The 11,826-nt window shown below is 65.2% G+C and carries 8 protein-coding genes; 3 read left to right on the forward strand and 5 right to left on the reverse strand.

Annotated elements, in window-relative coordinates; all coding sequences use genetic code 11:
• Nucleotides 1–23: 23 nt before the first annotated feature.
• The 4 genes from J2X54_RS09850 to J2X54_RS09865 all read right to left on the reverse strand — a co-directional run bounded on the left by J2X54_RS09850 (nucleotide 24) and on the right by J2X54_RS09865 (nucleotide 6,613).
• Nucleotides 24–3,071 (reverse strand): efflux RND transporter permease subunit, encoded by a 3,048-nt coding sequence (locus J2X54_RS09850; protein ID WP_310180156.1) that lies wholly within the window; start codon nucleotides 3,069–3,071, stop codon nucleotides 24–26.
• A gap of 13 nt (nucleotides 3,072–3,084) precedes the next feature.
• Nucleotides 3,085–4,236 (reverse strand): efflux RND transporter periplasmic adaptor subunit, encoded by a 1,152-nt coding sequence (locus J2X54_RS09855; protein WP_310180158.1) that lies wholly within the window; start codon nucleotides 4,234–4,236, stop codon nucleotides 3,085–3,087.
• Nucleotides 4,237–4,263: 27 nt separating this feature from the next.
• Complete coding sequence (locus tag J2X54_RS09860; protein ID WP_310180159.1) at nucleotides 4,264–5,793, reverse strand: efflux transporter outer membrane subunit; 1,530 nt, start codon at nucleotides 5,791–5,793, stop codon at nucleotides 4,264–4,266.
• A gap of 187 nt (nucleotides 5,794–5,980) precedes the next feature.
• Complete coding sequence (locus J2X54_RS09865) at nucleotides 5,981–6,613, reverse strand: hypothetical protein (protein ID WP_070247410.1); 633 nt, start codon at nucleotides 6,611–6,613, stop codon at nucleotides 5,981–5,983.
• 242 nt (nucleotides 6,614–6,855) lie between these two features.
• Here J2X54_RS09865 and J2X54_RS09870 point away from each other — a divergent pair, with 242 nt between their 5' ends.
• Entirely contained in the window at nucleotides 6,856–8,538 is a 1,683-nt protein-coding gene (locus J2X54_RS09870) for an alkaline phosphatase family protein (RefSeq protein ID WP_310180164.1), read from the forward strand.
• Nucleotide 8,539: 1 nt separating this feature from the next.
• Complete coding sequence (locus J2X54_RS09875) at nucleotides 8,540–9,712, forward strand: MFS transporter (RefSeq protein ID WP_310180165.1); 1,173 nt, start codon at nucleotides 8,540–8,542, stop codon at nucleotides 9,710–9,712.
• Here J2X54_RS09875 and J2X54_RS09880 read toward each other — a convergent pair whose 3' ends face one another.
• Nucleotides 9,713–10,081, reverse strand: coding sequence for a response regulator (locus J2X54_RS09880; RefSeq protein WP_070247413.1), 369 nt, complete (start codon nucleotides 10,079–10,081; stop codon nucleotides 9,713–9,715).
• A gap of 154 nt (nucleotides 10,082–10,235) precedes the next feature.
• Here J2X54_RS09880 and J2X54_RS09885 point away from each other — a divergent pair, with 154 nt between their 5' ends.
• Nucleotides 10,236–11,807, forward strand: a complete 1,572-nt coding sequence (locus J2X54_RS09885; RefSeq protein ID WP_310180168.1) for a carboxylesterase family protein — start codon at nucleotides 10,236–10,238, stop codon at nucleotides 11,805–11,807.
• Nucleotides 11,808–11,826 lie beyond the last annotated feature (19 nt).

Here is an 11,826-nt window from a genome sequence, read left to right on the forward strand (position 1 = left end):
TTATTCTATTTACGGTCGCCGTGCTATGCCGGTGCGTGTTCAACGGTGCCTGCCGCCTTGTGCTCACCGGCCAGGAACATATACATCGCCGGCACCACGAACAAGGTAAACAAGGTGCCGATCGACAGGCCGGTAAAGATCACCAGTCCCATCGCATGGCGCCCCGCCGCGCCGGCGCCGGAGGCGATCACCAAAGGCACCACGCCGAACACCATCGCCGCGGTGGTCATCAAAATGGGCCGCAACCGCGTGGCGGCGGCTTCCTCGATCGCCTCGCGCTTGCTCTTGCCGGCCTCGCGCAGGTGGTTGGCCACCTCCACGATCAGGATGCCGTGCTTGGAGATCAGTCCCATCAAGGTCACCAGCCCCACCTGGGTATAGATGTTGATCGAGGCGAAGCCGAGGAAGATGAACATCATCGCGCCGAACAGCGCCATCGGCACCGAGAACAATATCACGATCGGGTCGCGGAAGCTTTCGAACTGTGCGGCCAACGCCAGGAACACGATGATCACGGCAAAGCCCATGGTCAGACCGAAGCCGCCCGACTCGTTCATGAACTGGCGCGACGAACCGGCATAGTCGATGGTGTAGCCAGACGGCGCCACCTCGGCCACGGCATTGCGCAGGTACTCGAGGATCTCGCCCTGCGAGGCGCCGGACACGCCGGAAATGGTCGCGGAGTTCAGCTGCTGGAAGCGCGTGACAGATTCCGGCTGCACGCTGTAAGAGATGCTGGCCACGGTGCTGGCCGGGATCATCGCGCCCGATGGCGTCTTGATGTGGAAGTTGAGCACATCGGAAGGATTCAGGCGGTCCACCTGGCGCACCTGCGGAATCACCTTGTACGAGCGCCCGGCAATCGAAAAGTAGTTGACGTAGCCGCCGCCCAGCGCCGCCGCCATGGCGTTGCCGAAGTCCTGTTGCGTGAGGCCCAGCGTGGCCAGCTTGTCGCGGTCCACGTCCACCTTGGCCTGCGGCGAATCGATTTTCAGATCGACGTCGGCGAAATAGAATTTGCCTTCCTTGGTGGCCTTGTCGAGCACCGCCTGCGCCACCGTGTTGAGGTTCTCGAACGGCTCCGTGGTGGTGATCACGAACTGCACCGGCAGGCCCGAGCTGCCCGGCAGCGCCGGGAACTGGAACGCCGCCACCCGGCCGCCTGCGACGTTGCCCCAGCGCTGTTGCAGCTCCTGCTGGATCTCCTGCGCCGAGCGACTGCGCTTGTCCCACGGCTTGAACAGCACGCCGCCAATGCCGGCATTGGTGGTGGGCACACCGGTAATCTGGAACATCTGGTCGTACTCGGGCAGCGATTTGGAGATCTCGAAAATCTCTTTCGCATACGCCTGCATCTGGTCCGACGTGGCGGTGGGCGCCCCCACCACCTGCGCCAGCACGATGCCCTGGTCTTCCTCGGGCGCCAGTTCGGACTGCGACATGGCGAACATCACGCCCAGCAGGCCGGTGAGAATTACGCCCAGCACGATCAGCACCGCCCAGGTTTCCAGCAGGCGATGCAGCACGCGCAGGTAGCCGTCGTGGACCCTGGCGAAGGTGCGGTCGATGAACTTGACGAACTTGCCCTCGTCCTGGTGCTCGTTGAAGAACTTGGCGCACATCATGGGCGAGAGCGTGAGCGCGACGATGCCCGACACCGCCACCGCGCCGGCCAGGGTGAAGGCGAACTCGGTAAACAGCGCCCCGGTCAAGCCGCCCTGGAAGCCGATCGGCACGTACACCGCAATGAGCACCACGGTCATGGCCAGGATCGGGCTGCCGAGTTCGCGCGCGGCCTGGATCGCAGCGTCGTACGGCTTCATGCCCTCCTTCATGTGGCGGTCGACGTTTTCCACCACGATGATGGCGTCATCGACCACCAGTCCGATCGCCAGCACGATCGCCAGCAGCGTGAGCAGGTTGATCGAATAGCCGAACATCAGCATCACGAAGAAGGTGCCGATCAGGGACAGCGGCATGGCGATCACCGGCACGATCACCGCGCGCAGGCTGCCCAGGAACAGGTAAATTACCACCGTGACGATGATCAGCGCTTCGACCAGCGTATGGACCACCTCGACGATGGACGTGTTGATGAACTCGGTGGAGTCGTAGACGATTTCACCGGTAAGCCCGGCCGGCAGCTGCTCGCGGACGGACGGGAATACCTTGCGCACCCGCTCGGCCACGTCGAGGATGTTGGCGTCGGGGGCCACCTTGATGCCGACAAAGACCGAGCGCACGCCGCTGAAGGCGACATTGAAATCGTAGTTCTCGGACCCCAGCGTGACGTTGGCGATATCTTCCAGGCGCACGATGGCGCCATTACTCTGGCGCACGGCCAGCGCCTTGAATTCCTCCACCGTGTGCAGGTCGGTGCCAGCGGTGAGCGGCACCGTCACCATCTGGCCCTTGGACGCGCCCAGCCCGGCCAGGTAGTTATTGGCCGCCAGCGCGGCACTGACCTCGGCGGCGGTGACGCCGTGGGCCGCCATCTTGTCGGCGTCGAGCCAGGCGCGCAGGGCGAACTGGCGCGCGCCCAGCAGCTCTGCGGTTTGCACGCCGTCGATCGAATCGAGCTTGGGTTTGACTACCCGCGCCAGGTAGTCGGTGACGTTATTGGTGGGCAGCGTGTCGCTGTAAAAGCCCATGTACATGGCGTCGGTGGTCTGCCCCATCTGCACGCTCATCACCGGCTGCTGCGCCTGCGCGGGCAACTGGTTGCGCACCGAATTGACCTGCGTGGTGATCTCGGTCAGCGCCCTGTTCGAATCGTAGTTCAGCTGCAGCGTGGCCGTGATGGTCGAGACGCCGCTGTTGGACGACGACGACAGGTAGTCGATCCCCTGCGCCTGGGCGATGGCCGCTTCCAGCGGCTGGGTGATGAAGCCGGCGACCGTGGCCGCGTCAGCCCCGTAGTAGGTGGTGGAGATGGTGACCACCGCGTTCTGCGTTTTCGGATACTGGTTGACCGGGAGGCTGAACAACGAGCGCAGGCCCAGCACCACGATCAGCAGGCTGACCACGGTGGCCAGCACCGGCCGTTTTATGAAGATGTCGGTAAAGTTCATGGCGCGCGCGTCCTCACTGTTCCTGCGGCGTGGGGTTCGGGCTATTGGCCGGCTGCACGCGGTTGTTGATCACCGCCGGGGTGCCGTTCTTCAGTTTCAGCTGGCCGCTGGTGACCACGGTCTGGCCTTCCTTCACGCCCGTCAATACCGCCACCTGGTCGCCGCGCGTGGGACCGGTGGTCACAAAAACCTGCTGGGCGATCAGCTGCGCATTGCCCTTGTCATCCCTGGGTGCGTCCTTGCCCGGTTCTTTAACAACCGCAGGCGCGAGCACGAACACCGTGGAGCCGTAAGGGTTGTAGGTAATCGCCGTCTGCGGCAGGGTCAGGTATTTTTTCAGTGCGCCCTGCTCCAGGCTGACGTTGGCGAACATACCCGGCAACAGCTGGCGCTTCTGGTTCGGTACCGTGGCCTGCACCTGCACGTTGCGCGTGGCTGCATCCACCTTCGGGCTGATGGCGGTCACCTTGGCGTCGAACGACACGCCCGGATAACCGTCGCTGGTGAGCTTGAGCTTCTGGCCCACCGACAGTTCGGCCACCTGCTTTTGCGGGACGTAGAAATCGACATAAACCGTATCGATGGTTTGCAGCGTGACCAGCGTGTCGCCGGGATTGAGGTACTGGCCTGGATTGACGGCGGTGATGCCGAGCTTGCCGGCGAACGGCGCGCGGATGGTTTTCTTGTTGACCAGCGCCTGCTGCTGGGCGGCCAGAGCCTGCCGGCTTTTCAGCTCGGCCTCGTCGTTGTCCACCTGCGCCTGGCTGATGGCCTGCGCCGCCAGCTGCAGCTTGTCGCGCTGGAGCGTGGTGGCGGCCAGGTCGGCCGCCGCCTGCAACGAGCGCAGCTGCGCCAGGTCCGATTCGGCATTGAGTTCGAACAGCACCTGGCCGGCCTTCACCTCGTCGCCGGACTTGAAGTTGACCTTGCGTACCAGGCCGGCGATCTCGGTGGTGACATCCACGCCGCGCACCGGCGCCAGCGTGCCCACCGCGCTGATCTGTGGTTGCCATTCTGACGCCGTGACCTTGATCGCGGTGACCGTTTGCGCACCGGGCTTGGGCGCGCTGGCGATCAGTTTTTGTATCTGCAGATATTTACCGAACGCCAGCGCGGCGACCAGCAAGATCACGCAGCCAACCATGATGAGCATACGCTTGGTCATGAAACTCTCTCCTGCAATAGAGGTGTACTAGGGATTCCGACTGATGGACTGCATGGTGGAGACCGGCGTGGCGGCCGGCACGCCGTCGGCGCGGTTCCACCAGCCGCCGCCCAGCGCCTGGAACAGCGCCGCCGTATCGGCATAGCGGGCCGCCTGCGCCTGCACCAGGCTGATATGCGCCTGCTGGAACACGCGCTGGGCGTCGAGCAGCGACAGGTAGCTGATGGCGCCGAGCTTGTACTGCTCTTCGGACAGCGCCAGGGTTTCCGCCGCCAGCGCCTCGGACTCGGCTTGCGCGGTGAGCGCGGCGGCATCCCATTCGAGCGCGCGCAGGGTATCGGCCACGTTCTGGAACGCGGTGAGCAAGGTGGCGCGGTACTGCGCCGCCGCGACATCGTAGGCCGCTTCGGACGCACGCTTGCGGGCGCGCAGCGCGCCGCCGTTGAAGATGGGCGCGGTAAGGCCGGCAGTAAGACTCCAGATGGCGTTGTCGCCCTCGAACAGCTTGCTGAAGGCAGGCGAGGCCGAACCGTAACTGCCGTTCAGGGTGAACTGCGGGTACAGCGCGGCAGTGGTCACGCCGATGTCGGCGCTGGCCCGGCGCAGCAGCTCTTCGCTGGCGCGGATGTCGGGCCGCTGGCGCACCAGCGCCGATGGCAGCGACACCGGCAGTTGTTCCGGCAACGTGAGCGATGCCAGCGTAAATTCTGGCATGCCGGTCTCCCCCGGCAGCCTGCCGGCCAGGGTGGACAGCAAATGCCGGGTTTGCGCCAGCGCTTTTTCCAGCGGCGCCACGGTGGCAGCCGTTTGCGCCACCAGGTTGCGCTGGCTGAGCACCTGGGTACGCGCGATGGCGCCGTACTCGAACTGCTTTTCGATCACGCTCTGCTGGCGGGTAAGCGCCTCGAGCACGTCGCGCGTGGCCTGCAACTGCGCGCGCAGCGAGGCTTCCTGGATGGCGGCCGTGACCACGTTGGCCGACAGCGCCAGGTAGGTCGCTTCCACCTGGTAGCGCTGGTAGTCCACCGCTGCCTGCGCGCCTTCCAGCGTGCGCCGGGTGGCGCCGAACACGTCGGGCGTGTACGAGACGTTGACCGAGGCGTTGTACAGATTGAGCACGGTCGCCTGGCTGCCGGCGGGCGTGGCCACCTGGGTTTTCTGGCGCCCGGCGCCAAGCGCGCCGTTGACGGCCGGGTACACCAGCTGGCCCGCCTGGGCGTTGTAGTTTTCGCGCACCTGGCGCAGCGCCGCCTCGGCTGCGGCCATGTCGGGATTTTGCGCCAGCGCATTGCGCAGCAGCTGGTCGAGCGCGGGCGAGCGGAACACCGACCACCACTGCGCCGGAATATCCATGCCGGTGACAAAGCGCTGGGCGCCACCGGCAGCCCCTGGGCTCGATGCTGTCTGCGCCGGCAAGGGGTCGGGGGTATAAGTGGCGCTGTCCGCGGTCGGCGCGGCCGGGGTGTTGAAATCGGGGCCGACCGCGCAACCGCCGAGGCCGGCAACCACGGCAAGCAGCGCAGCCTGCAGGCGCCAACGCACATACCTTGTATCCATTAACCGGCTCCCGTATTGCAGGGAACGGGAGAGGTCATGCTCCGCAGCCTGCTGTCTCGAAAAAGGTGAACATCAGATAACATATTCGCATTTTTTTCGTCGCCGGTGTTCAATTGTCACGACGGTCGGCGAAAAAAAAACGGGCTTTGCCGCGCAGGCAAAACCCGTTTTCACGAAACCACGCCGATCAGGCGGCGGCAGCAGCGGCGGACACCACGCCATACGCGCGGTTGGCTTCCACCAGCGAGAACGCCGATGGGCCATCGGCCAGTGCATCGAGGCGGCCGGCGCCGGCGGCGATACGGTAAGTCAGCGGTTCCTGGTAGCGGCGCAGCTCTTCCTCGCTGACCTTGCCATCGTGGTCGGCGTCGGCCGACATGCTGTCGCGGCCCGGCATCCGCAGCAAGCCGTTCTCGTCCATTCCAGGCAGCGGCGCCGGTGGCGGCAGGCTGTCTTCAGCGAGCGGCTCGCTGCCGAACCTGGCGCGAAACACCTGGGTTTCGGGACGCTGCGACAGGCTTTTGAGGGCGTCGTCGAAATCCTTGAGCGCCTGTTTCAGACCATCGTCAGCCGAGTCCGATACGGCTTGCAGCGCGGCGGCCTGGCCGCCATCGGCTTGCGCGTCGGTGGAGGTGTCGTTGCTGGTCTCGACAGCACTGGCGGCATTAAACCCTGGCAGTGACAGGTAGGCAGCCATCGAGGCGCCGCCGTCATCATCCGAACGCGCCTGCGCCGGCGCGACCTGCTGGGTGCCCTGCGACTTCTCCACGGCCACTGCCGCCGACAAGGTACCGCCACCAATACTGTTTACCGTAATCATTTTTCCCGCTCCCGAAGAGAGATTCCTCACGACATCATTCTAGCAATAATTTTTCCAAGAGGCACGTAATTTAGCGGCTTTCAAGAGAGATTAGTGTACTTTTCCCAACGGTAACCTTGCCAATATGCCTAGCCTTCATGTCACGAGGCCGTCACATGAATCCCTTAATCTGTCGCCCGGCCCATGGTACGCTATCAGCCGTTGCACTTCGTTACCATCTTATCCACTTGAAAACCACCTCCATGCCGAAATCACTGTCCCTGCCCGCCCTCGTGATCGCCGCGTCCAGCTTCGCGCTGCACGCTTGCGCCCTCGCCGCCCCCGCCACAGCCAACACCGCTGCGCCGCAACCGAAGCTGGTCGTCGTGCTGGTGGTGGACGGCTTGCCGAACGAGCAGGTGCAGCGTTACCGCGACCAGTTCGGCAAGGGTACAAAAGGTGGACTCGGACGCATGCTGGCCGAAGGCGCCGCCTTCAGCAACGCCCACCAGGCCCACGGCGTGACGGTGACCGCCATCGGCCACACGGCGGTGCTCACCGGCGCCTACCCGTACGTGCACGGCATCATCGGCAACAACTGGATCGACCCGACCACCAAAAAATCGGTGTACTGCACCGAAGACACCAACTACACCTATATCGGCGAGCACACCGACCCGAGCGACGGCACCGCGCCGACCAAGCTGCGGGTGGACACGCTGGGCGACCAGCTGCGCTACGCCTCGGGCAACCGCAGCAAGGTGATCACGGTATCGGGCAAGGACCGGGGCGCGATTCTGCTGGCCGGTAAGACCGGTACGCCCTATATGTACATGGAAAAAACCGGCAATTTCGCCAGCAGCACCTTTTATATGCAGGCCCACCCGGCCTGGGTCACCCAGTATCTGGCCGGCAAGCCGCAGGACCGCTACTACGGCAAAACCTGGAGCGCGCTGCTGCCCGACGCTGCCTACGCCGGCGACGCCCACGACGACCTCACCCCGGCCAAACCGGGCGGCCATAACCGCCTGCCGTACACCTATTACAGCGAGAGCGGCCAGATCGACGCGGCCTATTACAACAGCCTGAAAACCGGCCCGTACCTCGACCAGCTGACGCTCGACTTCGCGCGCGCGGCGGTGGAAGGCGAAAACCTGGGCCGCAACGACAGCGGCGTGCCGGACCTGCTGGGCGTGAGCCTGTCGGCGCACGACTACGTCAACCACGCCTATGGCCCGGAGAGCAAACTGTCGCACGACCACCTGCAGCGCGTGGACCGCATGCTCGGTGAATTCTTCAACTACCTCGACCAGCGCATCGGCATGGACAACGTGCTGGTCGTGCTCACCGCCGACCATGGCTTTACCAACACCGCCGAGTTCTCGAACCAGCAGCGCAGCGAATCGAAGCGTATCAACGGCGACCAGCTGATGAAAGAGCTGGGTCAGCACCTGTCCGACAAATTCGGCGGCGCCACGCTGCTCGCCGCCTGGTCGCTGCCGAACATCCACCTCGACTACGCAGCCGCCGACAAGGCCGGCCTGCGCCACGCCGACGTGGAAGACGCCGCTGCCCAGTTCCTGCTGCACCAGCCGGGCATCAGCGACACCTTCACCCGCACCCAGTTCGAAAGCGGCGCCGTCACCGGCACCCGCATCGCCACCCTGATGCGCCGCGCCTGGAACCGCGAAGCCTCGGGCGACCTGATGGTGATCACGCGCCCCTACTGGTACTTCGCCAGCGGATCCACCGGCACCACCCACGGCTCGCCGTATGCCTACGACACCAATGTGCCGTTGATGATCATGGGTAAGCGCTGGATCAAGCCGGGCTACTACGGACAGTACGCTGAGGTGGTGGACATCGCGCCCACGCTGGCCAACATCCTGCGCGTGCGTCCGCCAGCAGGCTCAGAAGGCCGCGTGCTGGTGGAGACGCTGAAATAATATGGCCAATACCAGTCCCACCTGGCCGCTGCTGGCGCTGGCCGTCGGCGCCTTCGGCATCGGCACCACGGAGTTCGCTCCCATGGGCCTGCTGCCGGTGATCGCCGACGGCGTCCACGTCTCCATCCCCAGCGCCGGACTGCTCATCAGCGCCTACGCATTGGGCGTGATGATCGGCGCGCCGATCATGACCCTCCTGCTTGCGCGCCTGCGCGCCAAGCACGCGCTCCTTACGCTGATCTCGATTTTCGTCGTCGGTAACCTGCTCTCGGCCATGGCGCCCGGTTACTGGACCCTGCTTGCCTCGCGCCTGGTCACTAGCCTCAATCACGGCGCGTTCTTCGGCATCGGCTCGGTCGTCGCGGCCAACCTGGTGGCGCCCGAAAAGCGCGCCAGCGCGGTGGCCACCATGTTCATGGGCCTGACGATCGCCAATATCGGCGGGGTGCCGGCCGCCACCTGGATCGGCCAGCAAATCGGCTGGCGCATGGCCTTTGCCGGCACCGCCGGCCTGGGACTGCTGGCGATGGTGGCGCTGGTGCTGGCCCTGCCGCGCGGCGAAAAAGGCGCGATGCCAAACATCGGCAAGGAACTGCGGGTGCTGGCGCGCCCGGTGGTGTTGATGGCGATGGCCACCACCGTCATGGGTTCGGCGGCGATGTTTACGATGTACACCTACGTGGCGCCGGTGCTCACCACGCTCACGGGTGCTTCGCAGCTGTTCATCACGCTGGCGCTGGTGCTGATCGGCGTGGGTTTCACCATCGGTAACGGCATCGGCGGCAAGCTGGCAGACTGGTCGCTCGACGGCGCCACCAAGATTTTCCTGGCGTCGCTGGCTGCGATCATGCTGGCGCTGCCGCTGCTGCTGGGCAGCCACTGGGGGGCTTTGATCGGGTTGACATTATGGGGCGCGGCGGCGTTCGCGCTGGTGCCGCCGGTGCAGATCCGCGTGATGCACGCGGCAGCCGAGGCGCCGGGGCTGGCGTCGTCGGTCAACGTGGGAGCGTTCAACCTGGGCAACGCGCTGGGCGCGGCAGTGGGCAGCGCCGTGATTTCCGCAGGATTCGGTTATGCGGCGATTCCCGTGGCGGGCGCCGTGCTGGCGGCAGCCGGCCTGCTGCTGGTATTCGCAGGCACGGCCGGCAAGCGCCAGGCCGCACCGCAGGCGTGATCAGTTGAGGGTATTGAGGTAGTGGTTCAGGTGGTCGAAGTTGAGCGGCTTCGAGAAGTGCTGGGTAAAGCCGGCAGCCACCGCTTTCTTGGCCGAGTCGCTGTCGGCTGAACCGGTAAGCGCAATGATCGGCAGCGCTTCGGCGCCCGGCATGCGGCGAATTGCGCGCACCGCGCCAAAGCCGTCCATCCAGGGCATGCCCAGGTCCATGATGATCGCGCGCGGCATCCCTTCGCGCACCCAGTCGCAGGCCTCGTAGCCGTTATGGGCGGACGCCGTTTCGTAACCGTGGTGCTGCAGCATGGCCGACAGCATTTCCACCATTTCGACATTGTCGTCTACGACCAGGACTTGTTTTGCGCTTGCCATGATGGACCTCGTTATGATTGTTGTTGAATGATGTTGTTGATGAGCTGATCGTAGCAACCGGTGAGTGCCCTGTATGTTCGCCAGCGCACCCTGCCGCCACGCACCTGAAAGCGGGCAGGAGTATAGTTGTCGTTTTCCTCATCCACGATACGACATGAACCGACCCGCCCACCTCCTGTTCGCCGCCAGCGCCCTGGCGCTGGCGTCCCTGCCTGCCGCCGCCCAGACTTCACCTGCCAAGGCCCCGCGCGCCATCACCGCCAGCGGCGTGGTCGAAGGCGCGGTGGAACCCAGCGGCGTGGCCTCGTACAAGGGCATTCCGTACGCAGCGCCGCCGGTGGGCGACTTGCGCTGGAAGGCGCCGCAGCCGGCAGCAAAATGGCGCGGCGTACGCGCGGCCACGCAGTTCGGGCCGCGCCCGATGCAGTTGCCGCTGTTTGCCGACATGGTATTCCGCTCCGATACCAGCAGCGAAGACTCGCTGTATTTGAACGTGTGGACGCCGGTGCCGCCGCCCAAGGTGAAGGCATCTAAACTGCCGGTGCTCGTGTACTTCTACGGCGGCGGCTTTGCCGCCGGCGACAGCTCGGAGCCGCGCTACGACGGCGCCGCCATGGCCGCCAAGGGCATCGTTACCGTCACCGTCAACTACCGCCTCAACGTGTTCGGCTTCCTGGCGCACCCGGAGCTGACAGCCGAATCGCCGCACAAGGCGTCGGGCAATTACGGCCTGATGGACCAGGCGGCGGCGCTGCAATGGGTGAACAAGAATATCGCGGCATTCGGCGGCGACCCGGCGCGCGTAACCATCGCCGGCGAATCGGCGGGTTCGTTCTCGGTCAGCGCGCAAATGATCTCGCCACTGGCCAAGGGGCTGATCGCCGGCGCCATCGGCGAGAGCGGTTCGCTGCTAGGCCTGTTCGCGCCACAGAAGCTGGCCGATGGCGAACGGGCCGGCGCCGCGTTTGCGGCAAAAATCGGTGCGCCCAACCTGGCGGCGCTGCGCGCCATGCCCGCCCAACAACTGCTCGATGCCATGTCCAACGCCCGCACCGGCTTCTTCGTGATCGAAGATGGCTACGTGCTGCCACGCGCGCCGGACCTGCTGTACGCAGCCGGGCAGCAAGCCAAGGTGCCGCTGCTGGCCGGCTGGAACTCGCACGAAGGGTCGGCCAAACAGGTGCTGGGCGAGAACGAGCCAACGGTCGAGAACTTCACGGCCGCGCTGCAAAAACTCTACGGCGACCAGGCCGACACCGCACGTCAGGCCTACCTGGGCGATGGCGCGTCGGCCAACGACGTGACCGCGGCCGCCGTCAACCTGGCCAGCGACCGCTTCATCTCGTACGGCACCTGGAACTGGATTGACAGCCACGCGCGCAACAGCGGCAAACCGGTCTGGCGCTACCTCTACACGCGCGCGCGGCCGGGCGACCCGGGCGCGTCCCATTCGGCGGAAATCGAATACGCGCTCGGCAACCTCGACGGCAACAAGACCTATGCGTGGACGCTCGACGACCGGGCGCTGTCGCAGCAGATGCAGGGCTACTTCGCCAACTTCATCAAGACCGGCAACCCGAATGGCGCCGGCCTGCCGAACTGGCAAAAGGCGCAGCCGGGCGCTGGCTCGCCGGTGATGCTGCTGGACGTGGCGCCGCATACCATCGCCGCGCCGGACGACGCCCGGTTCCAGTTCCAGGACGCGGTGGCAGGCAAAAAACGCTGATCGGACCTGGGCAAAAATG

Origin of the sequence: Duganella sp. 3397 (assembly GCF_031456625.1) — a bacterium.
In the GTDB taxonomy this organism is placed as follows: domain Bacteria; phylum Pseudomonadota; class Gammaproteobacteria; order Burkholderiales; family Burkholderiaceae_D; genus Rugamonas; species Rugamonas phyllosphaerae.